This window comes from Kitasatospora humi (assembly GCF_020907985.1).
GTDB classification, from domain to species: domain Bacteria; phylum Actinomycetota; class Actinomycetes; order Streptomycetales; family Streptomycetaceae; genus Kitasatospora; species Kitasatospora humi.
In genome coordinates, this window is sequence record NZ_JAJJPA010000036.1 from 1 (window position 1) to 23,946 (window position 23,946).

Below are 23,946 nucleotides of genomic sequence, written 5' to 3' on the forward strand. Positions count from 1 at the left end.
GGCCGCCGCTTCCTGCACCGTGGCGTACGGTGCGAGCTTGCGCAGCGACTCGATGTTCTTCAGCAGATCCTCACGGGTCTCGTGCGCGTCACCGACCACGACCACTGACCCGTTGCTCGCCTTGAGCCGGAACCGGTGCATGCCGCTCTCGTCGGTGAACAGCTCGAACTTGCCTGCCATGGGAGTTGACGCCTTTCGTCGAAGTGGCCCCCACGTTGGAAAGGTACGGTCAAACCTCGTGGGACGCAGACCAGTTGACCCAGTCGGGTGGTGACTGTCCGAGGCGCGCGGCGGGTGCCGCTGAACCTCTGCGGAGGGGGCCCTGGGTCCCCGGTGAACAATCGGTGCCCCACCGGCAGTCGGCGCCGCCGGCGCGCGCGGGGCAGGGCGCAGCCCGCTGATCGCCTCCGGGAGCATGCCGGGTGTTAGAGGCCGGTTGTACGGCACGGGCAGGCCGCATAGCGCATGTCGGCGGGCGACACGCCGCAGGCCGTTCGTGTGCACCCGGATGGCTCGCCCCCGAGCGCAGCCGCCTTCCCGGCGCCGGGTCGCTGCTGGTGACCTGGAGGGCGGTAGGCCGCCGACCCCGACGGGTCGGCGGGTTCGGCACCGTGGTCGTGGGAGGCACGGGTGGACGATCTCGACGCTCAGCGGATCGCGGGGGGCGGCGCAAGCATTCCCATGGCGAGGGCCGCTGCCGACCCGGCGGCAACCGATCCGGTCCAGCCCGCCACCGGTGGGCACAGGCGGTGGCCCGGGCTGAGCCCGGTGGATGTGGTGGCCGGGTTGATCACGGCGTTGTTCAGCGTGCCGGAGGGGATGGCGTACGCGGCGATGGCGGGCTTCCCCCCGGGTTCGGGGCTGTACACCGGAGTGTGGCCGGCGGTGGTGGGCTCGCTGCTCGCCCGGACACCGCTCATGGTCACCACACTGACCAGCGCCATCGCCCTCACCTCGCGCGGAGCGCTGCGACAGGCCCGGCTGGATCCGGCGCTGCCGGGCAACGTCGCGGCGTTGACGCTGCTGGTCGCCCTCGCCATGGTGCTCTTCGCCCTGCTGCGCCTGGGCTCGCTCCTGCGGCTGGTGTCGGCCGGGGCGATGACCGGGTTCACGATGGGCATCGCGCTCCAGATCATCACCGGAGCCCTGCACGACGCGACCGGCTTCCGGGCCCACCACCACAACCGACTGCTCCGCGTGCTGGTGTGGGCCGCGCATCCGGGCGCCTGGTCGATGGCGGCCGCCGCGGTGGCGGTGCTGACCATCGCGATCTGGGCATTGGCCCACGCCCTGCCGGGGGCGCACTCGCCGGCGGTGCTGGTCGCGCTGGTGGCCACCACCGCACTGGTGCACGCCTGTGGGGTGGCCGTGCCGCTGGCCGGCTCGCTCGGCCGGATCCCGGACGGCCTCCCGCCGTTGACGGTGCCCGCCTGGCATGCGATGCCGGGCCTGGTGGGTGGGGCCTGCTCGGTGGCGCTGGTCGCGCTCGCCCAGGCTGCCGGGATCGCCCCCGGTGGTCCGTCCGCGCCGGGCGGGCCCGCGGCGGGCCGAGCGCGGGACATGCTCGCCCAGGCTGCGGCGAACGCGGTCGGCGCGTTCTGCCATGCGCTGCCGGCCGGCGGCTCGCTCTCCCGCACCGCGGTGTCCATCAGTGCGGGGGCCCGTACCCGCTGGGCCGGGGTGGCGTCCGGCGGTGTGCTGGCGCTGCTGCTCTGCGGGCTGGGGGACGGGGTGGGGCTGATTCCGCTGCCGGCCATCGGGGCCTTGCTGATCGTCATCGGGGTCAAGCTGATCGTCGGACGGGCGCCGGAGATCCGTGCGGCCTGGCGGGAGGGTGCCGGCGAGCGGGCCGTGATGGTCGTCACCTTCCTGGCAGCCACCCAATGGCCGCTGCAGTACGTGCTGCTGCCGGGCCTGCTGCTGGGCCTGGCACGACTCGTCGCCGTCCGCCGAACCGCCGCGCGTGGCGACGCCGCACCGACGTCGGCGGCAGGGTCGTCGGTGCCGTGAAGCGAGTGGTCGGGCGGCGACGGTCGGCAGGGCATACCTGGCGACTGCCCGGTGACGGTGGTGCGCGGCGGCCCGCCGTGGGACGGGTCCGTCAACGTCGGGGTGGGCCAGCCCGGGGAGCACCGGACGGCACTGTGATGCTCGCGCCGGTGGAAGGCAGGCGGCGGCAGGCAGGCGGCGGGCGGGAGATGGCGGGCGGCGGGCTGGGCGCTGCCCGCGCTGCCTGTGGTACCGCCTGCGGCCTGGCGCTAATGTTCCGATAAAATTGCCAGCGGTGTGCCGGGAAGCCTGGTCGGCTCGGGGGGCGACTGCGGCATTCGCGCAGCAGTGACCCCGGTTCTTGTGATGGAGTTGCTTCCGCAGATGCGCGCCGTGGGGATCGTTCTCTTCCTGGTGGTTCTGGCCACTGTCGTGGCCACCTTCGCCCGGCGCTGGCGGGTTCCCGCCCCGTCGTTGCTGGTGTTGGCCGGGATCGGGGTGGCGCTGATACCCGGCGTGCCGGCGTTGCACGTACCGCCGCAGGCGATCGCCCTGGTGGTGCTGCCGCCGCTGCTGTACGCGTCGGCGGAGGAGTTGTCGCTGCGCGATCTAAGGGTGGTCTGGCGGCCGGTCACGATCCTGGCGTTCGGGCTGGTCTTCGCCTCCGCGGCGGCGGTCGGGTTCGCGGCGGTCGCGCTGACCGGGCTGCCGCCGGCGATGGCGTTCGTCCTGGGGGCGGTGCTGGCGAGCACCGATCCGGTGGCGGTGTCGGCGCTGGGACGGCGTCTGGCGCTGCCGGGGCGAGTGCAGGTGCTGGTGCAGGCGGAGAGCCTGTTCAACGACGCGACCTCGCTGGTGCTGTTCAAGGTCGGCATCGGGATCGCGGTGGCGGCCGGTGGGTCGGTGAGCCTGGTGTCGGCGGGCGGGGAGTTCCTGCTGCTCGGCGGTGGCGGGAGCCTCGTCGGGGCGGCGGTGGCGGGGGTGGTGTGGCTGATCCGGCGCCGTACCACCGATCCGGTGCTGGAGACGGTGATCGCGCTGGTGACGCCATACGCGGCGTACGTGCTGGCGGAGTCGGCGCACACCTCCGGGATCACCTCGGTGGTGGTCGCGGGTGTGCTGCTGGGCCGTTCGGGGCACCGGCTCAGTGACGCGCACATCCGGTTGCAGGTGCAGGCGGTGTACGCCGTGGTGGTGTTCCTGCTGGAGAGCGTGGTGTTCGCCATCGTGGGGCTTGAGCTGCCGGCGCTGGTGCGCGGGCTGCCGAAGGGCAGCGGCTGGTGGCCGTTGCAGGCGCTGGCGCTGGCCGGGGTGCTGATCGCGGTGCGGGTGGTGTGGACGCTGCCGTTGACGAGGGCGGTCAAGCCGAGCCGGGGGCGGTTGTCCTGGCGGGTGGCCGGGGTGGTGACCTGGGCGGGTACTCGGGGTGTGATGCCGTTGGCCGCCGCGTTGTCGATCCCGCTGGCCGCCGGCGGTGGCGGGGCGTTGGCCGGGCGTGCGCTGGTGCTGGTGCTGACCACGGCGGTGGTGGTGTTCACGCTGGTGGTGCAGGGGCTGACGCTGGCCGGGGTGGTCAACCGCTCCGGGCTGGCCCTGGAGCCGGAGCACACCGCGCGGGAGGAGGACGGGGCCCGGGACGCCCTGAACCGCGCCGCACTGGACCATGTCGAGCACCTTTCCGACCTGGAGGCCTTGCCGCCGGTGGCGATCGACCGGGTCCGGCGCGGCCTTGAGGCCCGGCTGGACCGCACCGAGGACGAGGGCGGTGCGACTGCCGACGACTCCTACCGGAGCCTGCGGCACGAGGTGATCGCCGTCCAGAACAGCGAGCTGCACCGCCTCTACGAGGAGCACCTGATCAGCGACACCACCCGGCGCCGGCTCCAGCACGACCTGGACCGGGAGGAAGCCGCCCTCGGCAAGCGCTGAGCGAGTACGCCCGCACGCTCCGGCCGGCAACTGCCTGCGAGCTCGCCGCCGGGGTGGTCGTGGCGCTGCGGTTCCTGGAGCAGCCGTCCGCTGCGCCACCCGGCACTCGGCCCGATCCCATCCGCCGGAGGCAGCAGGCTCCGATCTCAGCTCTGGTGCGTGCACGAGGTGGTGCCGAGCTGCCAAGGCGATCCGGGACTACCGCTGACTGCCCGTCAACTGGCAATCGCCGTCGGCATCTTGTCATGACATAGGGGCTTGATTACCGTACCTACTCGTGCCAGCTGACGCGAAGTCCGAGCAGCGACCCGTCAGCTGAAGCAGAACGACCCGCCCCACGCATCCTCGCGCAGCCACTTCGCCATGCCCGTGCGCACTCATGCCGATCCCGCTCCTGGAGGGCGGTGTCGGCGCGCCCCGATGGAAAGGCAGTGCTTTGGTCGTCCACCGCACCCCAAGCGCCCCGCCCCGCGCCCGCACGCTGGTCACCGCCCTGTGCACCGCCGGGCTGCTGGCCGGGGGGCTCTCGCTGGCCGCACCCGCCAACGCGGCGAGCGCCGCACCGACCGCCGCCCCCGCCACCGAGCGGGCCTGCGCCGCGCCGACCAGGCCCGGCATGATGGCCTGTCAGGCCCTGCGGCGCACCGACGTCACCCAGCCGCAGGCGCTGCGCCTGCACGCCGTCTCCCCGCAGGCCACCCCGGCCGGCTACGGACCGGCCGACCTGCTCAGCGCCTACACCCTGCCGGGCGGCGGCGGGGCCGGCGCGACCGTGGCCATCGTGGACGCCTACGACGACCCGAACGCCGAGGCGGACCTGGCCACCTACCGGGCGCAGTACGGCCTGCCCGCCTGCACCTCGGGCAACGGCTGCTTCCGCAAGATCGACGAGAACGACGGCACCAACTACCCGGTCGGCAACACCGGTTGGGGCGCGGAGATATCGCTCGACCTCGACATGGTCTCAGCGATCGCGCCCAATGCCCACATCCTGCTGGTCGAGGCCACCACCGCGAGCATCAACGACCTGGGCACCTCGGTCGACCAGGCCGTGCTGCAGGGCGCCGGGTACGTCTCCAACAGCTACGGCGGCGGCGAGTCCAATGCCGAAACCGCCTGGGACCTCGCCTACTACAAGCACCCCGGGGTCGCGATCACAGTCTCGGCCGGTGACGCCGGCTACGGCGTGGAGTACCCCGCGGCCTCGCCCTACGTCACCGCGGTCGGTGGCACCTCGCTCAGTCGCGCCTCCAACGCCCGGGGTTGGACCGAGTCCGCCTGGAGCGGCTCCGGCTCCGGCTGCTCGGCCTACGAGAGCAAGCCGGCCTGGCAGACCGACAGCGGCTGTTCCCGCCGGACCGTCGCGGACGTTTCCGCGGTCGCCGACCCGGCCACCGGCGTGGCCGTCTACGACAGCTACGGCAACGCCGGCTGGACCGTCTACGGCGGCACCAGCGTCGCCGCGCCGATCATCGCGGGCGTCTACGCGGACGCCGGCACCCCGGGAGCCGGCAGCTACCCGGCCTCCTACCCCTACGCCCGAAGCTACGCGCTGTACGACGTGACCGGCGGCAGCAACGGGACCTGCTCGCCGGCCTACCTGTGCTCCGGCGCCGCCGGCTACGACGGGCCGACCGGTCTGGGCACGCCGAACATGACCAACGGCTTCACCAATGCCCCGCAGCGGGTGATCAGCTTGCGGGCGCACGCCGACAACGACTACGTGACTGCCGAGAACGCGGGCGCCTCGCCGTTGATCGCCAACCGGACCGCGATCGGCCTGTGGGAGCAGTTCGACCTGATCACACTGGGCGGCGGGAACATCGCCCTGCGCGCCCACGCCGACAACCGCTACGTGACGGCGGAGAACGCGGGCGCGTCGCCGCTGATCGCCAACCGGACCGCGATCGGCCCGTGGGAGACCTTCCAGCTGATCGGCAACGCGGACGGCAGCGTGAGCTTCCTCGCCGCCGCGAACAACGACTACGTGACCGCGGAGAACGCGGGCGCCTCCTCGCTGATCGCCAACCGCACCGCGATCGGCCCGTGGGAGGAATTCGACCTGATCGGCTGAGCGCGAGCGGAACGGGGACGGCCCGGAGCACCCGAGCCCCGGAACCGCGGATCGGTCGAGCACGAATGCCGCGCCCGAAACGGGCCCGCCCCCGATCCGCCGGGGGCGGGCCCCGCTCAGGCCCTCACAGATCTCCCTCTCAGGTGGTGGCGAGCTCTCAGGTGGTGGCGAGCAGGAACTCCTCCGCGTTGGTGGTGCGCAGGCCGTCGCCCCGGCCGGCGAAGTAGCGCTCGTTCAGGACGTCCGCCGAGATGTGCCGGGCGTCGCGGAACCCTGCTGCCAGGGCCAGTTCGAGCAGGCGGTCCGGGCTGAAGAAGCTGAGGAACGGGGTGTCGCCGGCCCGGGCCCGTTCCTCGACCATCAGCCGCCCGGGCCGCTGCGCGGCTTCGAGCAGCTCCAGGGGCGGCTGGAAGGTCATCGCGAACGCCGACTCCGGGGCGAGCTTGGCGAGTTGGCGGATGGTCGCGGTGTTGGCGGCCTCGGTGAGGTACACACTGACGCCGGTCGAGGCCACCACGGCGGGTCGGCCCGGGTCGAAGCCGGCCGCGACGAGCTGCGCCCACCAGGCGTGTTCGGACTCGAAGTCGCTGGGCACGAAGACCAGGTTCTCCGGGGTGCCGAGCCCGAGGTCGAGCAGCCGGCGGCGCTTCCACTCCTGGGTCGCCGGGCGGTCCACCTCGAACACCCTCAGCCGGGCGGCGAGTTCGGGGTGCCGCGGGGCGAAGGTGTCCAGGCCGGCGCCGAGGACCACGAACTGGGCGGTGCCGCGCCGGGCCCGCTCGATCACCAGGTCGTCGACGAACCGGGCCCGGGCGACGATGCCGGCGCGGTAGGTGCGGGTGCCGGCCACGTCCATGTCGGGCCGGGCCCGCCAGTCGGGCGGCGGGTCGGCCAGGCGCAGGCCGATCTCGTCGGTCAGGACGTGCGGCGGCGGGTCGGCTTCGGTGTGCAGGGCGCGCCAGAGGGCGACCCGCACGGCGGTGTGGTCGGGGACGGCGGGGGAGTGGTCGGTCACCATGGCCCCGCTCACTCGGCCGCGGGCGCCTGGAGGAGCCACAGGTGGCCGTCCGGGTCGCGCACGGTCGCCTCCCTGGTGCCGTAGTGGGTGTCCTCGAAGGGGGAGAGCAGCTCCAGGTCCGGGTTGGCGTGGACCTGCTGCTCCGAGACGACCTGGAGGACGAGCTGGGAGCCGGTCGCCTGGTCCTCGGGGACTTCGGCGATGAAGACGGCGGGGGACTCCCCGTTGCGGAACTGGCCGGAGTTGTGGCCGGTCTCGAACTCCAGCTGGTAGCCCAGGTTCTGGAAGAAGCGGGCGGCCTTGCCCCAGTTGTGGGTCTTCACGAAGAGCGCGCTGATGCCGTTGGTGGTCACTTCGTCTCCTGATCGTTGCCGAGGCGCGGTGCTTCGGTGGTGTCGCCGTCGAGGTAGGACCGCAGCGCGTCGGCCACCAGGGCCGACAGCGATGAGCCGGTTTCGACGGCGCGCATTTTGACCTGCTTGATCAAGCTGACCGGCAGGTAGACGTTGAACTGCTTCACTTCCTCGTCAGGCACACTGCGATGCTAGCAAACTAGCTTCCTAGCCGGTAGCCCGCGATCGGGCAGGTGGGTGCTCACGTGCGGGCGGCCCCAGCCGAGGGAGCGCGGTTCACCTGCCGGGGTCGCAGGGCCGGGCGAACAGCCAGCCGTCCAGCATCAGTCGGACCTCACCGAGGACCCGGGTGTCGCCGTCGGGGTCGAGCTCGAAGGCGGTGATGAGTAGTTGGGCGGCGGCGGTGACCACGAGTTCGGTGCGGAACCGGAAGTCGTCGCCGTCGGGGTAGCCGTAGCCGCGGACCAGGGCCGCGTGGATCACGGCGGCGATCCGGCGGCTCACCGCCTGGTCGTACGCGCGCAGTTCAGGCGGCAGGGCGTGGAGCCGCAGGCCCCGGTAGCCGGGCGCGCCGCGTCGCACCCGCACCTGCTCGGCGATCAGACGGGCACCCAGTTCACTCGGCGTGGGCGGGAGTTCGGCGGCCAGCACGCTCTCCATGGCGGCCAGGTGCTGGTCCAGCCAGTGCACCAGCAGGCTGCTCAAGATGGCGTGCTTGTCCGGGAAGAACCGGTACAGCACGCCGATCGACACCTGGGCCTCGGCGGCGATCAGCTTGGTGCCGATCTGCTCGTGGTCGTGCCGCTCGAGGAGTCGTGCGGTGGCGGCGAGGATCCGGCTGACCTTCTCGCGGCTGCGCTGCTGCTGGGGCGCGCGCAGCACGCCGGCCGGGAGCGGGGGGAGGGCGGCGTCGGGCATCGGACTCCTTGACAACGCGTCAGAACCTGAACCAGAGTCTAGTTCGTGTTCTTCACAAGGGAGCCTGGAACGGGAGCGGCCGGCGCGCCGCTGGGCCGACGATTCCTGGTGCTGCTGACCTCGGTCACGGTGTCGAGCCTCGGCGACGGGATGCGTTTCGTCGCGCTACCGCTGCTCGCCGCGCAGATCTCCGGTGATCCGCGCGACCTGGCCCTGGTCGCCACCATGGAGCAGCTGCCCTGGCTGCTGCTGAGCCTACCGGCGGGCGCGCTGGCCGACCGGGTCGACCGGCGCCGCCTGCTGGTCACGGTGGACACGGCGCGGACGCTGCTGGTCGCGGGCTTCGCGGTGGCGGTCGCGCTGGGCGCGGTCAGCGTACCGCTGCTCGCCGTGGTGGGCTTCCTGCTCGGCTGCGGCCAGACCTTCTACAACGCGGGCTGGTCGGGCGTGGTGCCCGGCCTGGTCGAGCCGGCCGACCGGCCGCGCGCCAACGGACGGCTGCAGGCGGGCGCGCTGGTCTCCGACTCGCTGATCGGCACCTCGCTCGGCACCATCCTGTTCGCGGTGGCCGCACTGCTGCCGTTCGCGGTGGACGCCACCTCCTTCGCGTGCGCCGCGCTGCTGGTGCTGCTGCTGCCCGGCGGGCTGCCGCGGCGGGACGAGGGGTCGGGCGGGGCGGTCGGCCCGAGCGGGCTGCGGGCCCTCTTCGGCGGCGCGGGCGAGGGGGTGCGCAAGCTGCTGCGGCACCGGCTGCTGACCGCGCTCTGCCTGACCGCCACCGCCGTCAACCTGGTGATGGCCGGGGTGACGGCGGTGCTCGTGCTGTACACCCGGCAGGTGCTGCACCTGGGTCCGCTCGGCTACGGGCTGCTGGTGGGCGCCTTCGCGGTCGGCGGGATCGCGGGCTCGCTCGGTGCGCCCTGGCTGGTCCGGCGGTTCGGCAGCACCCGGACCCTGCTGGTCACGCTGGCGGGCTCCGGGCTGGTCCTCGGCATCGCCGGGCTGACCTCCGACTGGCCCTGGGCGGACCTGGCCACCACCTGCTACGGCGCCCTCACGCTCGCCTGGGGCGTCACCGCCGTGTCGATCCGCCAGGACCTGGTGCCGGAGCGGCTGCTCGGTCGGATCAGCATGGCCTACCAGATGGTCGCCAACGGCGGCATGGCCGTCGGGGCGATGCTGGCGGGCCTGGTCGCGCACGCCTGGGGGCTGCACGCACCCATGGTGAGTGGCGCCGCCGTGCTGCTGCTGATCACCCCCGCGCTGGCCTGGGTGCTGCGGGACCCGAAGGCCCTCGCGCAGAAGGTGGCCGCCGCTCAGCCCGCCGGTCAGGCCGCTGCTCAGCCCGCCACCCAGGCCGCCGCTCAGCCCGTCAGCCAAGCGGCTACCCGGGCCGCCGCTCAGCCCGCCGGTCAGGCCGCCACCGGCTCCAGCCGCTTGGCGCCCGAGCCGGCCGGCGCCGAGTGACGCGCCAGCACGCGCACCTCCGGCACCGCCAGCACCACCAGTGACAGCAGTGTCATCACCGCGGCGCAGCACCACAGCGCGTCGTCCAGCCCGAGACCGCCCGCCAGCGGCGCGGCGGCGGCCGTGCCGACCGGGGCCAGCGCCACCGAGCCGAACCAGTCGTAGGCGGCCACCCGGGAGAACTGGGCGGCCGGAATCTCCTGCTGCAACGCGACCATCCAGCTCACCCCGTAGACCGTGCCGCCGACCCCGGAGGCGAACATCGCCGCGCCGACCAGCGGCAGCGGGGCGCCGGCGGCCAGGGTGGCGGCGGGCAGCCCGAACATCAGCACCCCCGCGGTGCCGGCCACCAGCAGCCGGCGCGGCTGCCAACGGACCATCAGCAGTCCGCCGGCCACCAGCCCCGCGCCCATCGCCGCGTTCACCAGACCCCACGGCCGCGGCCCGCCGAGCCGCTCGTCCGCCACCAGCGGCCCCAGCACCGACTCCGCCGCGATCAGGCAGGCGTTCACCACGCCGTACTGAACCACCACCGCCCAGAGCCACCGCCGCGAGGTGAACTCCCGCCACCCCTCCCGCAGTTCGGCCAGCATCCCGGGACCGGACGGCTGCCGCGCCGGCGCCGGCCCGGCGCGCAGGAAGAGCCGCAGCGCACCGGCCGCGGCCAGCCCGGCGGCGTCCAGGGCGAGCACCCAGCCGGGACCGACGGCGGCCACCAGCGCACCGCCGAGCGCCGCACCGACGATCTGCGAGGAGTTCAGCGCGGTGCGGAACACCGCGAAGGCGCGCGGTGCCTGCCGCTGGTCCACCGACTCCATCACCATGCCCTCGGAGGCGGGTGCGAAGAAGGCCAAGCCGACCCCGTTCGCCGCGGCGAGCAGCACGATCTGCCACAGCCGCGCCTGCCCGGTCAGCACCAGCACCGCGAGCAGCGCCTGCGACAGCGCGTTGCCCAGATTGGCCGCGACCATCACGCAGTGCCGGGGCAGCCGGTCCGCGAGCGCCCCGCCGACCAGCAGGAAGAGCACGGTGGCGGCCAGCCGGGCACCGGTGACCCAGCCGATCTCGGCCGCCCCCCCGCCGAGGCGCAGGATCGCGAACGCGGTGGCGATCGGGGCACCGGCGTTGCCGAGGCCGCTGACCACGGTGGCGGCGCTGTGGATCAGGAAGTCCCGCCCGGCCCAGGCCGGCTGGGGGACTCGGTGCTGGTTTCGGTTCGGCATTCGCCCGACTATGACGGTGGCATGGACTGCTGTCCACGCTACGGACAGGTATGAACATCTGCTGACAGGTTGATGGAGTTACCCTTGATCACTCACTCGGAAACGACCAAGGTCTGATCGATAATCGGTTGTTCGCGCCTCAGCCCGCCCGGAGGATGCTGGGATGGACCAGGGCCTCGATGCCGCCGGCGCGCTGCTGGGCGAACCGCTGTCCGACCCGGCCGACCTGGGCGGCAGCGGTCGCAGTACGGTGCTGCGCGCCCGCGCGGCGAGCGGCCGAAGCGTGATCGTCAAGGCATTCACGCAGACCCCCGAGGCGCGCCGGGCCTTCACCGGCGAGGCGGCCGGCCTCGCACTCGGGGTGGCCGGGCCCGAACTGCTGGCCGTCGACCCGGAGCAGCGGCTACTCGTGGTGGCCGACCTCGGCACCGCCCCCACCCTGGCCGACCTGCTGCTCGGCGACGACCCGGCCGCCGCCGAGCGGGCCCTGTCGGCCTGGGCCCGCGGGCTCGGCGAGCTGGCGGTGGCCGCCGCGCCCCGCCGCGCCGAGTTCGACGGACTCTGGTCCCGCTACCGACTCGGCCTGCCCGCCTGGCACGAGGAGCCCTGGGCAGCGCAGAACGCGGCGGCCCTGCCGGCCGCCCTGGCGGCCGCCGGCGTCGCCCCGGCCCCGGGCCTGGCCGCCGAGCTCGACCGGATCGGCACCACCTGCGGCGAGCGCTACCCGGCTTTCACCCCCGGCGACACCTGCCCCGACAACAACCTGATCACGCCCGGCGGCCTGCGCCTGATCGACTTCGAGGCGGCCTGCTTCCAGTCGGTCTTCCTCACCGCCGCCTACTGCCGGATGCCGTTCTCCAGCTGCTGGTGCGTCTTCACGCTGCCGCCCGGGTGGGCCGAGCGGGTCGAGCGGACCTACCGCGAGCAGGTGGTGGCGGTGCACCCGGAGCTCGCCGACGACGCCGTCTGGGAAGCCGGCCTGGCCGCTGCGGTGGCGGTCTGGACGGTGGACGCGACGGTCCGGCTGCTGCCCCGGGTGCTGACCGAGGACGCGCCGCTGCACCCGCGCCGCCGCCCGGTGCCGACCCGCCGTCAGTTGCTCTGCCACCGCTGGGCGCAGGCTGCCGGGTTGCCGGGCCTGCCGGCCTTCACGGAGACGGTGCGCGGGCTGCTGAAGCTCGCCGACGACTGGCGGACGCCCCAGCTGCCCGGCTACCCGGCGTTCCGGTCGGGCGTCAGCCCAGATGCCCGTGCAGGAAGGTGAGGGTGCGCTGCCAGGCGATCCCGGCCTGCAGCGGGTCGTGGGTCCCGGACGGGTTCTCCTCGTTCATGAAGGCGTGCCCGGCCGGGTAGAAGTGGATCTCGGGACGGCGGTCGGTGGCCTCGCCGATCCGGATCGCCGCCTCGTCCACCAGCTCCGTCGGGATGCTCTTGTCGTACTCGCCGTAGTGCCCCAGCACATGGGCGGTCAGGCCGAGGTAGGAGTAGTCCGGCTCGTGCGGCACGCCGTAGAACGGCACCACGGCGGCGACCCGGTCGCCCTCCCGCACCGCGAGCCGCAGCGCGAAGTCGCCGCCCATGCAGAAGCCCACCACCGCCACCGCGTCCCCGGTGGTCCCCGGCTGCTCCAGCAGGAAGTCGACTGCGCCGGACAGGTCGCGCACCGCGCCCTCGACGGGCAGCTGCCGTTTCCGCTCGGCGGCCTCGGCCGCGCTGTGCACCGTCTCGCCGCCGAACAGGTCGGGGGCCAGCACCGTGAAGCCCTCGGCGGCCAACCGGTCCGCCATCGTGGTGATGTGGGTGGTCAGGCCCCACCACTCCTGGATCACCAGCACGCCGGGGCCGCGCCCGCTCGGCGGCAGGGCCAGATAGCCGTGTGCCTGCTTCCCATTGCTGGGGAAGGTGACGTTCTGCGCTCCCACGTGTCCAGCTCCATCTGCCGCGAGGTAAGGGGCCGAAGCGGCCCGCGGGGTTGATCGTATGTGCGTGGTCCGCCGCCTGTCCGCCGGTCATCCAGGCCGTTTCCCACGTGTTGGCATGACGGATCGTCATCCGTCACCCGGTGTCGCGTCAGCCCATCTCCTCCAGGGGCCGTCCCCGGGTCTCCTTGATGCAGAACGCGACGAACGGGATGGAGAGCAGCGCGAAGCAGGCGTAGATGACGTAGGTGGCCGACAGGTTCCAGTCGGCCAGGTCCGGGAAGCTCACCGTGATCAGCCAGTTGGCGATCCACTGCGCCGAGGCGGCGACCGCCAGGGCCAGCGCCCGGATCTTGTTGGGGAACATCTCGCCGAGCAGCACCCACACCACCACGCCCCAGGAGAAGGCGAAGCAGAGCACGAAGACGTGCGCCGCGATCAGCGCCACCGTGCCCTGCAGGCTGGGCAGGGTGGCACTGGTGCCGGTGCCGTGCCGGTAGGAGAAGGCCCAGGCGGCCGTCCCCAGCGACACCGCCATGCCGATCGAGCCGGCCAGTGCCAGTGGCTTGCGGCCGATCCGGTCCACCAGGACCATCGCGATCACCGTGCCGATCACATTGACGATCGAGGTGGAGATGCTGATCAGCAGCGAGTTGCTCTCGGTGATGCCCACCGACTGCCAGAGCACCGAGGAGTAGTAGAAGATCACGTTGATGCCGACGAACTGCTGGAAGGCCGAGGCGCCGATGCCGACCCAGACGATCGGCAGCAGTCCGAACCGGCCGCCGGTCAGGTCCGCCAGCCGCGGTTTGCGCGTGGTGTCCAGCACCGTCCTGATCTCGGCCACCCGGGCGTCCAGGTCCACGCTCGGCGGCTCCACCTCGCGCAGCACCGCGCGGGCCTGCGACTCCCGGCCGGTGGCGATCAGATGGCGCGGCGACTCCGGGATGGCCAGTGCCATCAGCCCGTAGACCAGCGCCGGTACGGCCTCCACGCCCAGCATCCACTGCCAGGCCTGCACCGGGCCGAGCTTGTTGGTGGACTCCCCGCCGGCCGCGCTGTTGAGCGCGTAGTTGGCCAGTTGGGAGACGGTGATGCCGAGCACGATCGCCATCTGCTGGAACGAGGCGAGCCGGCCGCGGTAGGCGCTGGGCGACACCTCGGCGATGTAGGCGGGGGCGACCACCGAGGCGATGCCGATGGCCATGCCGCCCAGCACCCGCCACAGGGCGAGCACCTGCACGCTGGGCGGGAACATCGAGCCGACCCCGCTGACCGCGAAGAGGGTGGCGGCCAGCAGCATGGTGCGAACCCGGCCCAGGTGGTCGGCCAGCCAGCCGGCCGACACCGCCCCGGCGGCCGAACCGAGGAGCGCGATCGCCACCACGAAGGCGGTCTCGCTGTTGCCGACGTGGAAGTGCTTCTGGATGCCGGTGACCGCGCCGTTGATCACGGCGCTGTCGTAGCCGAAGAGGAAGCCGCCCATCGCCGCCGCGGCCGAGATGAAGACCACCCGGCCGAGGTGGGCTGTGGTGTCGGGCGGCTGCGGCTGCGTTGCCGGGCTGGTTGACACGCGGGCTCCGGGGAGGACGAGGCGTCGGTGAACCTGACCATGAGATCAGTCGGCTACCCGAAATCCCCGGATTGACCCTCGTTGTCGGGAGGGCGTGGTCAGTTCTCCACGGGGCATCCGCCGCGCTGCGCCAGCCGCCGCAGCAACTGCTCGCGCGCGCCGGCGTCCCCGGGGGCGCCGCGCTCGGCCAGGCGCTCGGCGGCCGCCGCCTGGTGCTGCGGCGCCATCTTGTCGTCGTACTTGAACTTCGCCCGCACCTGCCGCACCGTCAGCCGCAGCCCGCGGATCCCGGACAGCTGCGGGCCGTACGGTGCCTCGCCCGGCACCACCCGGACCTCGGGGGCCTCGGGCTGGAAGTGGGCCAGCTGCCGGTTGAGGATCTCCGCCTTGCCCGTCGCGCTCTCCACCACCTCGGCGGTGCAGTCGAACTGCACCGAGGCGTAGTAGCTGGTGGGCACCGAGGTGACCCGCCAGGTGGAGGGGGCGAAGGCGTAGTCGTCGGTGACCGCCAGGGTGACCCGGGGATCGGCGCGCACCGCGGCCAGCAGCGGGTTGGGCGCGGCCAGGTGCAGCACGATCTCACCGGCGGCCCCGTCGCCCTCTGTCGGCGCCGTCAGCAGGAAGTGGGTGGGCACCAGGATCGGCGGGCCGTCGGGGTTGTTGGCGGCCAGCGTGCCGAAGTCGCGCCCGGCCAGCCACTCCTGCCACTCGGCCGTGCCGCCCCTGTCCCAGGAGCGGATCAGCACGGGGCGCTCCCGGGCTGGAAGTCCCGCAGGTAGTCCGGCAGTTCGCGCTCGGTGCCCGGATGCGGGACGGGCGCGTCGTAGACCGTCCGGACCGGGACCACGCCCGACCAGTGGGGCAGGTCCAGGTCGTCCTCGTCGTCGTCCGCGCCGTCGGCCCGGGTCTTGGCCGACACCTCGTCGAGCACCAGCCGGATCACCGCGGTCTTGGCGAGCTCCTTGGGGTTGGCCCGCCGCACGTCGCCGGAGCGGCCCGGCACCGCCTGGTCGACCAGGGCGTCCAGCGCCATCGCGAGCTCGTCGGGGTCGGTCACCTGTTCGGCGGTGCCGTGGGCGACCACCGAGCGGAAGTTGACCGAGTGGTTGAACGCGGACTTGGTCAGCACCAGGCCGTCGACCTGGGTGACCGTCACGCAGACCGGCAGTCCTTCCGGGGCGCCGGCCGCGCGCAGCGGGCGGCTGCCGGTGGAACCGTGCAGGTAGAGCCGGTCGTCGACGCGGGCGAAGATGGTGGGCAGCACCACGGGGGCGCCGTCGGCGACGAACCCCAGGTGGCAGAGCCAGGCGGAGTCCAGGATCGCGTGGATCTCGGCCCGCTCCCAGCTGGCCCGGTCCCTGTAGCGGGTGGGAGTGGTTCTGGATGTGCGGGCGTACTGCGTTGCGTTCGGCGCGTCCGACATGACATCCCCCTTTGAACTAGTGCATAATTGCTTTTGTGCTAGGAGACTATCGGATCCAGGGGCGACGCGCCACGGAGATCGCTGCCGACGTGGAACGGGCGGTGGCCTGCGGGGCGCTGGAGCCCGGGCAGGCGCTGCCGCCGCTGCGCGAGCTGGCCGGCGAACTGGGCGTCAACCCCAACACCGTGGCCGCCGCCTACCGGCTGCTGCGGGACCGCGGGGTGATCGAGACCGGCGGTCGCAAGGGCAGCCGGATCCGCCCCCGCCCGGTCACCACCTACCGTGACCAGGTCTCGCTCGCCGTTCCGCCGGGCACCCTCAACCTCGCCACAGGCAACCCCGATCCGCGCCTGCTGCCCCCGCTGACCGCCGCGCTGGCGGCGGCCGGCGCGGCCGCCGACCGGGAGCCGGTGCTCTACGGCCACCCGGCCGCCGACCCGGAACTGATCGAGCTGGCCGCCGCCGGCTTCCGGGGCGACGGGCTGCCGGACGACGCCTACGCGGTCACCGCCGGAGCCCTGGACGCCATCGACCGCACCCTGGCCACCCAACTGCGGCCGGGCGACGGGGTGGTGGTCGAGGACCCGGCCTGGGCCAGCCTGCTCGACCTGCTGCCCGCCCACGGCCTGCGCACGCTGCCGGTGGCGGTCGACGACGAAGGCCCCCTGCCCGGCGCGGTGGCCGCGGCGCTGGCCGGCGGTGCCCGCGCGGTGATCGTCACCAGCCGCGCCCAGAACCCCACCGGTGCCGCGCTGACCGCCGCCCGGGCCGCCGAACTGCGCGCGGTGCTGGCCCGGCATCCCGAGGTGCTGCTGCTGGAGGACGACCACGGGCACGGCATCACCGAACTGCCCTACCACCCCGTCGTCTGCGGTGCCGACCGGCGGCCGGTCACCCCGCGCTGGGCGGTGGTGCGCTCGGCCGCCAAGGCGTTCGGTCCCGATCTGCGGCTCGCGGTGGTGGCCGGCGACCGGCAGACGGTGGACCGCGTGCTCGGGCGGCAGCGACTGGACACCGGCTGGGTCAGCCACCTGCTGCAGCGCACCACCGTGGAGCTCTGGCGCACCGTGGGGCCGTCGCCCGCCGGAGTGGCCGACGCCTACCGCGAGCGCCGCGAGGCCCTGCTCGCCGCACTGGCCAGGCACGGGCTGCGCGGCCACGGACGCAGCGGGCTCAACGTCTGGGTGCCGGTGCCGGACGAGACCGGTGTCGTGGTCGGCCTGCTGCAGCGCGGCTGGGCGGTGGCGCCCGGCGCCCGGTTCCGCGTGCAGTCCCCGCCCGGCATCCGGATCACCGTGGCCCGGCTGGACGTTGCCGACGCGCCCCGGCTGGCCGCCGATCTGGTCCAGGTGCTCGGCGGGGGCGCCGGAGCGCGGCAGGTCTGACGACGGCGGGAGCGCCGCCGGGCGCGGCGGCGCTCCCGCCCTGCCGGGGCCGGCCCTTGGCCTACGGGTGTCAGCTCTTGGCCTGCTGACGCAGGCCCTGGGGTGTCAGCTCTTGGTCCGCAACGCCTGGGCGTGCTCGCGCACCTGATCCTTCGTCAGATAGGCGTCGGTGTACTCGAAGTCGCGCAGTCGGGCGGGGCGGCGGGCGAGGAACCCGATGCGCACGAAGTCGTCGCCCGCGGTCGCGTTGATCAGCCAGTTGGTGCCGACCCGGAGCTTGGCGACGTTGGTCCGCATCGCCATCAAGTGGTATCCCCGGGCCACCAGTTGGGCCGGTACCCCGGTCATCTCCACGGCCAGCGGCTTGGAGACCGCGTCCTTGCCGCCCAAGTCCACCACCAGGCCCAGGTCCCGGTGGAAGTAGGGCTCCAGCGGCTGGTTGCGCAGTGCGGCGACCAGGTTGTCGGCCACCTTGCGGCCCTGCCGGGCGGAGTGCTGCGCGGTCGGTGGGCAGACCGCGCCGTCGTCCTTGGCCAGGTCGGGCACGGCCGCCGCGTCGCCGAGCGCGAACATGCCCTCGAACTGCGGCACCCGCAGCTCGGCGGTCACCGCGAGCCGGCCGCGCACCGTCTCCGCGTCCAGGGTGCCGACCAGCGGGCTGGCCGCCACTCCCGCCGTCCAGATCAGGGTGCGGGAGGGGACCTCCCGACCGTCGGTGAAGGTCACCGAGGTGTCCTCCACCTTGGCCACCGAGACGCCCAGCGAGACCTCGATGCCGCGTTTGCGCAGGATCTGCAGGGCCCGGGTGCCCAGGTGCTCACCGAGCTCGGGCATCAACTTGGGGGCGATGTCGATCAGGTGCCACCTGATCAGGTGCGGGTCCAGCCGCGGGTAGCGGTCCAGTGCGGCGGTGGTCAGCCGCTGCAGGCAGGCCGCCGTTTCGGTGCCCGCGTAGCCGCCGCCCACCACGACGAACCCGAGCCGCGACTCGCGCTCCCGCTGGTCCAGCGTGTTGGCCGCCAGGTCCAGCTGCGCGATCACGTGGTCGCGCACGTAGGCCGCCTCGGCCAGCGTCTTCATGCCGCGGGCGTGGTCGGTCAGGCCCGGGATGTCGAAGGTCCGGGTGACGCTGCCCGGGGCCAGTACCAGGTAGTCGTACGGCTCCACGACCTCCTGGTCGGTGATCTTGCGGATGATGCAGACCTTGGCCCTGGGATCGATGCCGATCGCACCACCGGGAATGATGTCGGTGCGCCGCAGGGTGCGCCGCAGTGAGACGGCGACCGACTGCGGGGTCAGCACGCCGGCCGCGACGTGCGGGAGCAGAGGCAGATACAGCTGGTAGCTGAACGGCGCGACCAGCGTGATCTGTGCTTCGGTGGGGGCGAGCTTGCGCTCCAGCCGCCGGGCGCATTCCACACCGGCGAAGCCGCCGCCGACCACCAGGATCCGAGGACGTTCCATCACTCTTCCTTCGCAGCAGGCAACTGTTGCGGACGAACCGGCGGCCCGGCCCATGCGGGTTCCCCGCCCGGAGGCTGGGGAAGGGGTCACCACCTTCGGCCCACCCTCGCACGGCCCCAGGGGTGGCGCCACCGCAAGCGGGCGGACGGGGCGGGATCGGTAGGGTTGGCGCGTGCTACGTGAGGTGACGGCTGTCCGTTATGTGACGCCACTGCGAGAAGGCGGCTCGATGCCGGGCCTGGTGGAGGGCGACGACCACCGGCTCTACGCGTTGAAGTGGAGTGGGGCGGCGCAAGGCCGCAAGGCGCTGGTCGCCGAAGTGCTGGCCGGCGAACTCGGGCGCGGGCTCGGCCTGCCGGTGCCCGAACTGGTCCGGATCGACCTGGATCCGGTGCTGGCGCGCAGCGAGCCGGAGCAGCAGATCCAGGAGCAGATGCGGGCCAGCGGCGGCCTGAACATCGGTCTGGCCTTCGCCAGCGGGGCGCTCAACTTCGACCCGCTCTGCTTCGAGGTGCCGGCCGACCTCGCCGCCCGGGTGCTCTGGTTCGACGCGCTGATCGGCAACGTGGACCGCTCCTGGCGCAACCCCAACATGCTGGTCGTCGACGGCGAGTTGATGCTGATCGACCACGGCGCGAGCCTCATCTTCCACCACAGCTGGGCGAGTTCGGCCGGCTGGGCGAGGCGTCGGTATGACGCGGGTGACCACGCGCTGGGCCGCTTCGTCCGCGAACTGGGCGGCGTGGACGCCGAGTCGGCCGCCCGCTGCACCCCCGAGCTGCTGGCGGCCGCGGTGGCCGCGGTGCCGGAGGAGTTCCTGGTGGAGGAGCCGGGCTTCGAGGGGCCGGACGCGGTGCGTGCGGCGTATCTGGAGCGGCTGGGCGCGCGGCTGGCCGGGCCGCGCGACTGGCTGCCGCTGCCGGAGGTGGGCGCATGAGCGAGTGGACCGAGCGGATCGTCGAGGTGGGCGCATGAGCGAGTCGATGACGGAGCTGCGGGAGTACGAGTACGCGGTGATCCGCGCGGTGCCGCGGGTGGAGCGCGGGGAGTGCGTCAACCTCGGGGTGCTGCTCTACTGCCGCTGGCAGGAGCGGCTGCTGGCCCGCACCCTGCTGCCCGAGGCCAAGCTGCTGGCGCTGGATCCGGCGGTGGACCTGGCCGGGGTCGGCCGGGCGCTGCGCGGCATCGAGGCGGTGGCCGCGGGCGGCCCGGAAGCCGGACCGGCGGCGGCCGACAGCCCGGGGCAGCGGTTCCGCTGGCTGACCGCCCCGCGCAGTGCGGTGGTGCAGCCGGGGCCGGTGCACACCGGTCTGACCGCCGATCTGGACGCGGACCTCGAGCGGCTCTTCCGCGACCTGGTGGCCTAGAGGCGTCGGCGACCCGAGGCGTCCGCGACCCGGTGGTCGCGGTGTTCGTCCGGTGCGGTTGGTTCCCGCGGTGAAAGCTGGAGTTAATGAAGCTTTTACGCGTACTGTGATGTCATGGCTGCCATGACCACCGCCGCCCAGCGCATCACCACCGCCGAACTGATGGAGGCGGTGGCCGGCGTGAGCTCCGCGTTCTGGATCGACTTCGCCGCCGCCGCGGCCCGGCACGGGCTGAGCGCCACCCAGGGCAAGGCGCTCGGCGCGGTGCTGGAGCCGGTGCCGATGCGGGCCCTGGCCGAGCGGCTGGGCTGCGACGCCTCCAACGTGACCGGCATCGTGGACCGGCTGGAGAGCCTGGGCCTGGCCACCCGGGAGGCGGCGGCCGCCGACCGCCGCGTCAAGATCGTCACCATCACGCCCACCGGCGCCGAGGTGCTGCAAGCGATCCGCGACGACATGTCCCGCGCGCACCGGGCGCTGGAGTCGCTGGACGGCGAGCAGCGTGCCGCCCTGCTGGCCATGTGCGCCCAGCTGCTGCCGCTGCTGAAGGGCGAGCCGGCCTAGGAGACCGCAGGACTGGGGGGTCGCGGGGTGCTCGCGGTCGCCCGGTTCTACGGCCTGCTGGTCAACCTCTTCTCGATGCTCGCCAAGGGCGTCCCGCACCTGTCCCCGCCCGCCTGGCCGGCGGTGGCCGCGGCGCTGGCGCTCGGCGCGGTGATCGGGCACCGGGCGGGCGACCGGGTGCCGGAGCAGCGGGCCCGCGCGGTGGTGCTGCTGCCGGCCCTGGGCGGCGGCGTGACCACTCTGCTCAAGGGCCTGTCGATGCTGTGACGGCAGCCTGCCTGCCGATGGGGCTGACCTCGACTGTTAGGCTTGCGAAGCGTGAGCGCGAAGCCCCTGATCCCCGATGTCCTGGCCGCCCGGTACGCCTCGGCGACGCTGGCCCAGCTGTGGTCCCCCGAGCACAAGGTGGTCCTGGAGCGCCACCTGTGGCTCGCCGTCCTCAAGGCCCAGAAGGACCTGGGGATCGACGTCCCCGAGACCGCCGTGGCCGACTACGAGCGGGTGATCGACCAGGTCGACCTGGAGTCCATCGCGGCCCGCGAGCGGGTCACCCGGCACGACGTCAAGGCCCGGATCGAGGAGTTCAGCGACCTCGCCGGCCATGAGCAGATCCACAAGGGGATGACCTCCCGGGACCTGACCGAGAACGTCGAGCAGCTGCAGGTCCGCCAGTCGCTGGAGCACGTGCGCGACCGCACGGTGGCCGTGCTGGTCCGCCTCGGCCGGCTCTCCGCCGAGCACGCCGAGCTGGTCATGGCCGGCCGCTCGCACAACGTCGCGGCCCAGGCCACCACCCTCGGCAAGCGGTTCGCCTCGATCGCCGACGAGCTGCTCGTCGCGTTCGCCCGGCTGGAGGAGCTGATCGCCCGCTATCCGCTGCGCGGGATCAAGGGCCCGGTCGGCACCGCCCAGGACATGCTCGACCTGCTCGGCGGCGACGCCCGGAAGCTGGCCGAGCTGGAGCGCCGCGTCGCCGCCCACCTGGGCTTCGACAACGTCTTCACCAGCGTCGGCCAGGTCTACCCGCGCTCGCTGGACTTCGAGGTGCTCACCACCCTGGTGCAGCTGGCCGCCGCGCCGTCCAGCCTGGCCAAGACGATCCGCCTGATGGCCGGACACGAGCTGGTCACCGAGGGCTTCAAGGAGGGCCAGGTCGGCTCCTCCGCGATGCCGCACAAGATGAACACCCGCTCCTGCGAGCGCGTCAACGGCCTGGCCGTGATCCTGCGCGGCTACGCCTCGATGACCGGCGAGCTGGCCGGCGACCAGTGGAACGAGGGCGACGTCTCCTGCTCGGTGGTCCGCCGGGTGGCGCTGCCGGACGCCTTCTTCGCCTTCGACGGCCTGCTGGAGACCTTCCTGACGGTGCTGGACGAGTTCGGCGCCTTCCCGGCCGTGATCGAGGCCGAGCTGGACCGCTACCTGCCGTTCCTGGCGACCACCAAGGTGCTGATGGGCGCCGTCCGGGCCGGCGTCGGCCGCGAGGTCGGCCACGAGGTGATCAAGGAGCACGCGGTCGCCTCCGCGCTCGCCATGCGGGCCGGCGCCCGGGAGAACGAGCTGCTGGACCGGCTGGCCGCCGACGGGCGCATCCCGCTGGACCGGGCCGCGCTGGACGCCCTGCTGGCCGACCGGCTCTCGTTCACCGGCGCCGCCGGCGCCCAGGTGGCGGAGCTGGTCGACCGGATCGGCAAGGTCGCCGCGAAGTACCCGCAGGCCGCCGCCTACGCCCCCGGCGCCATCCTCTGATCGCCTGACGATCCGCCGGCCCGGGACCCGGGGCACTCGTGCCCCGGGTCCACCGGCGGCGAGGCGGTGCCGCAGTACCAGGTGGCGTCCGGCTCGGCCCGGGGCTCGGTCCTCGCCGGCACGGTGGCCAGCGCCAGCAGCCCGGACCCGGCCAGCACCCCGGCGCAGATCAGGCACGCCGAGTGGAACGCCGAGTTCACCGAACCGGCCACCTGGTACTGGGTCCCGCTCAGCCCGGTCAGCAGCGGCAGCGCCGCCACGGCGAGCAGCCCGGCGGCCCGCGCGGCCGCGTTGTTCACCCCGCTGGCGATCCCGGCCCGGCGCACGTCCACCGCCGCCAGCACGGTCGCCGTCAGCGGCGCCACCAGCAGGGTCAGCCCGATGCCGAAGAGCAGCGCGGACGGGAACACATCCGCCCAGTACGAGGCGTGCGCACCGATCCGCAGCATCAGCAGCACCCCGCCGGCGGCCAGCAGCGGACCGATGGTGAGCGGCAGCCGCGGCCCGATCCGGGTGGCCAACCGCCCGGCCCGGGACGAGAACAGCAGCATCAGCACGGTCAGCGGCGCGAACGCCACCCCCGCCACCACCGGGGAGAACCCGGCGACGGTCTGCAACTGCACCTGCAGGAAGAACAAGATGCCGCTCAGTGCACCGTAGATGCCCAGCGTGACCACGTTGACCGCGCTGAACAGGCGCGAGGAGAACAGCCCGAGCGGCAGCATCGGCTCCGGCCGGCGCCCCTCCACCCGGATGAACACCGCCGCCAGCAGTACGCCGACGACTGCCGAGATCCAGACCGCCGGTGACACCCCCGAGGCCGCCGCGGTCAGGGCGTAGGTCACGCCGCCCAGCGACAGCGCCGCCAGCACCGCGCCGGGCACGTCGAAGCGACCGGTGGCCTGCTCGTCCCGGCTCTCCGGCACGTGCCGCTCCGTCAGCAGCGCCACCACCACGGCCACCGGCAGGTTGATCACGAAGATCCACCGCCAGCCCGGCCCGCTCACCAGCCAACCGCCCAGGAACGGCCCGACCGCCGTGGCCACCCCGCCCAGCCCCGACCAGGCGCCCACCGCGGCCGAGCGGTCGTCCGGATGGAAGGTGGCCTGCAGCAGCGCCAGCGACCCGGGGGTGAGCAGAGCGCCGCCGATGCCCTGCAGCGCCCTGGCCACGATCAGCACGCCGACCGTGGGTGCCACCGCGCACAGGCCCGAGGCCGCCGCGAACCAGATCCCACCGATCAGGAAGACCCGCCGCCGTCCGTACCGGTCACCCAGCGAGCCGCCGAGCAGGATCAGCCCGGCCAGGGTGAGCAGGTAGGCGTTGAGCGTCCACTGCAGTTCGGCCAGTGAGGCGTGCAGGTCGGCACCGATGTGCGGCAGCGCCACATTGACCACCGTGCTGTCCAGCATCGCCATTCCGGAGCCGAGCGCGGCCGCCAGCACCACCCACCGCCCCTGCGCGCTGCGCAGCCTGATTCCGTTGTCCATGACTGCGATCCTGCCGGGCCCGGGACTCCTGCGCCCGCGCC

22 protein-coding genes and 1 pseudogene are annotated in these 23,946 nt (G+C 73.3%); 11 read left to right on the forward strand and 12 right to left on the reverse strand.

Annotated elements, in window-relative coordinates:
* On the reverse strand, positions 1-180 hold a 180-nt coding region (locus tag LN042_RS26615; protein WP_230053919.1), incomplete at its 3' end, for a YegP family protein.
* 501 nt (positions 181-681) lie between these two features.
* On the opposite strand from LN042_RS26615, the gene LN042_RS26620 reads away from it, so the two are divergent.
* The 3 genes and pseudogenes from LN042_RS26620 to LN042_RS38090 form a co-directional block, all read left to right on the forward strand.
* The gene (locus tag LN042_RS26620) at positions 682-2,010 is read left to right on the forward strand and encodes a SulP family inorganic anion transporter (RefSeq protein WP_230053920.1); all 1,329 of its coding nucleotides are present in this window, start codon (positions 682-684) and stop codon (positions 2,008-2,010) included.
* Positions 2,011-2,373: 363 nt separating this feature from the next.
* The gene (locus tag LN042_RS26625) at positions 2,374-3,918 is read left to right on the forward strand and encodes a Na+/H+ antiporter (RefSeq protein WP_230053975.1); all 1,545 of its coding nucleotides are present in this window, start codon (positions 2,374-2,376) and stop codon (positions 3,916-3,918) included.
* 619 nt (positions 3,919-4,537) lie between these two features.
* Positions 4,538-5,590 (forward strand): annotated as a pseudogene (locus LN042_RS38090) (S53 family peptidase); the annotation flags it as partial.
* Positions 5,591-6,149: 559 nt separating this feature from the next.
* On the opposite strand, the gene LN042_RS26635 reads toward LN042_RS38090, so the two are convergent.
* The 4 genes from LN042_RS26635 to LN042_RS26650 all read right to left on the reverse strand — a co-directional run bounded on the left by LN042_RS26635 (position 6,150) and on the right by LN042_RS26650 (position 8,281).
* Entirely contained in the window at positions 6,150-7,010 is an 861-nt protein-coding gene (locus LN042_RS26635) for a class I SAM-dependent methyltransferase (protein WP_230053922.1), read from the reverse strand.
* Positions 7,011-7,018: 8 nt separating this feature from the next.
* Positions 7,019-7,363, reverse strand: coding sequence for a VOC family protein (locus LN042_RS26640; protein ID WP_230053923.1), 345 nt, complete (start codon positions 7,361-7,363; stop codon positions 7,019-7,021).
* Entirely contained in the window at positions 7,360-7,545 is a 186-nt protein-coding gene (locus LN042_RS26645; RefSeq protein WP_230053924.1) for a CopG family transcriptional regulator, read from the reverse strand. Before LN042_RS26645 ends, LN042_RS26640 begins: the two co-directional genes overlap by 4 nt.
* 94 nt (positions 7,546-7,639) lie before the next feature.
* A complete protein-coding gene (locus LN042_RS26650) occupies positions 7,640-8,281 on the reverse strand; it encodes a TetR/AcrR family transcriptional regulator (protein WP_230053925.1) in 642 nt (213 codons plus the stop codon).
* 45 nt (positions 8,282-8,326) lie between these two features.
* On the opposite strand from LN042_RS26650, the gene LN042_RS26655 reads away from it, so the two are divergent.
* Positions 8,327-9,748, forward strand: a complete 1,422-nt coding sequence (locus tag LN042_RS26655) for an MFS transporter (protein WP_230053926.1) — start codon at positions 8,327-8,329, stop codon at positions 9,746-9,748.
* Here the strand turns inward: LN042_RS26655 and LN042_RS26660 are convergent.
* Positions 9,694-10,971: an MFS transporter gene (locus LN042_RS26660; protein WP_230053927.1), complete on the reverse strand. Its 1,278-nt coding sequence runs from the start codon at positions 10,969-10,971 to the stop codon at positions 9,694-9,696. The two genes, LN042_RS26655 and LN042_RS26660, sit on opposite strands and share 55 nt — an antisense overlap.
* Before the next feature lie 163 nt (positions 10,972-11,134).
* Between LN042_RS26660 and LN042_RS26665 the strand changes: the two genes are divergently transcribed.
* The gene (locus LN042_RS26665) at positions 11,135-12,235 is read left to right on the forward strand and encodes a hypothetical protein (protein WP_230053928.1); all 1,101 of its coding nucleotides are present in this window, start codon (positions 11,135-11,137) and stop codon (positions 12,233-12,235) included.
* Here the strand turns inward: LN042_RS26665 and LN042_RS26670 are convergent.
* From LN042_RS26670 to LN042_RS26685, 4 genes are all read right to left on the reverse strand, one after another.
* Entirely contained in the window at positions 12,207-12,893 is a 687-nt protein-coding gene (locus LN042_RS26670; protein WP_230053929.1) for a dienelactone hydrolase family protein, read from the reverse strand. The genes LN042_RS26665 and LN042_RS26670 overlap by 29 nt on opposite strands.
* A gap of 148 nt (positions 12,894-13,041) precedes the next feature.
* Entirely contained in the window at positions 13,042-14,463 is a 1,422-nt protein-coding gene (locus LN042_RS26675) for a sugar porter family MFS transporter (RefSeq protein ID WP_230053930.1), read from the reverse strand.
* Positions 14,464-14,561: 98 nt separating this feature from the next.
* Positions 14,562-15,209: an FMN-binding negative transcriptional regulator gene (locus LN042_RS26680; RefSeq protein WP_230053931.1), complete on the reverse strand. Its 648-nt coding sequence runs from the start codon at positions 15,207-15,209 to the stop codon at positions 14,562-14,564.
* Positions 15,203-15,886: a pyridoxamine 5'-phosphate oxidase family protein gene (locus LN042_RS26685; protein WP_230053932.1), complete on the reverse strand. Its 684-nt coding sequence runs from the start codon at positions 15,884-15,886 to the stop codon at positions 15,203-15,205. Before LN042_RS26685 ends, LN042_RS26680 begins: the two co-directional genes overlap by 7 nt.
* 35 nt (positions 15,887-15,921) lie before the next feature.
* Between LN042_RS26685 and LN042_RS26690 the strand changes: the two genes are divergently transcribed.
* On the forward strand, positions 15,922-17,271 hold the full coding sequence (locus LN042_RS26690) for an aminotransferase class I/II-fold pyridoxal phosphate-dependent enzyme (protein WP_230053933.1): 1,350 nt from the start codon (positions 15,922-15,924) through the stop codon (positions 17,269-17,271).
* A gap of 105 nt (positions 17,272-17,376) precedes the next feature.
* Here LN042_RS26690 and LN042_RS26695 read toward each other — a convergent pair whose 3' ends face one another.
* Positions 17,377-18,735, reverse strand: coding sequence for an NAD(P)/FAD-dependent oxidoreductase (locus LN042_RS26695; RefSeq protein WP_230053934.1), 1,359 nt, complete (start codon positions 18,733-18,735; stop codon positions 17,377-17,379).
* Positions 18,736-18,907: 172 nt separating this feature from the next.
* On the opposite strand from LN042_RS26695, the gene LN042_RS26700 reads away from it, so the two are divergent.
* The 5 genes from LN042_RS26700 to purB all read left to right on the forward strand — a co-directional run bounded on the left by LN042_RS26700 (position 18,908) and on the right by purB (position 22,415).
* Positions 18,908-19,672: a HipA family kinase gene (locus tag LN042_RS26700; RefSeq protein ID WP_230053935.1), complete on the forward strand. Its 765-nt coding sequence runs from the start codon at positions 18,908-18,910 to the stop codon at positions 19,670-19,672.
* Between the two features lie 46 nt (positions 19,673-19,718).
* Positions 19,719-20,102, forward strand: coding sequence for a DUF3037 domain-containing protein (locus LN042_RS26705; protein WP_230053976.1), 384 nt, complete (start codon positions 19,719-19,721; stop codon positions 20,100-20,102).
* Between the two features lie 114 nt (positions 20,103-20,216).
* Positions 20,217-20,666, forward strand: a complete 450-nt coding sequence (locus LN042_RS26710; RefSeq protein WP_230053936.1) for a MarR family winged helix-turn-helix transcriptional regulator — start codon at positions 20,217-20,219, stop codon at positions 20,664-20,666.
* 27 nt (positions 20,667-20,693) lie between these two features.
* Positions 20,694-20,933 (forward strand): hypothetical protein, encoded by a 240-nt coding sequence (locus LN042_RS26715; protein WP_230053937.1) that lies wholly within the window; start codon positions 20,694-20,696, stop codon positions 20,931-20,933.
* 42 nt (positions 20,934-20,975) lie between these two features.
* A complete protein-coding gene (purB, locus tag LN042_RS26720; RefSeq protein WP_230053938.1) occupies positions 20,976-22,415 on the forward strand; it encodes an adenylosuccinate lyase in 1,440 nt (479 codons plus the stop codon).
* Here the strand turns inward: purB and LN042_RS26725 are convergent.
* A complete protein-coding gene (locus LN042_RS26725) occupies positions 22,391-23,905 on the reverse strand; it encodes an MFS transporter (RefSeq protein ID WP_230053939.1) in 1,515 nt (504 codons plus the stop codon). The two genes, purB and LN042_RS26725, sit on opposite strands and share 25 nt — an antisense overlap.
* Positions 23,906-23,946 lie beyond the last annotated feature (41 nt).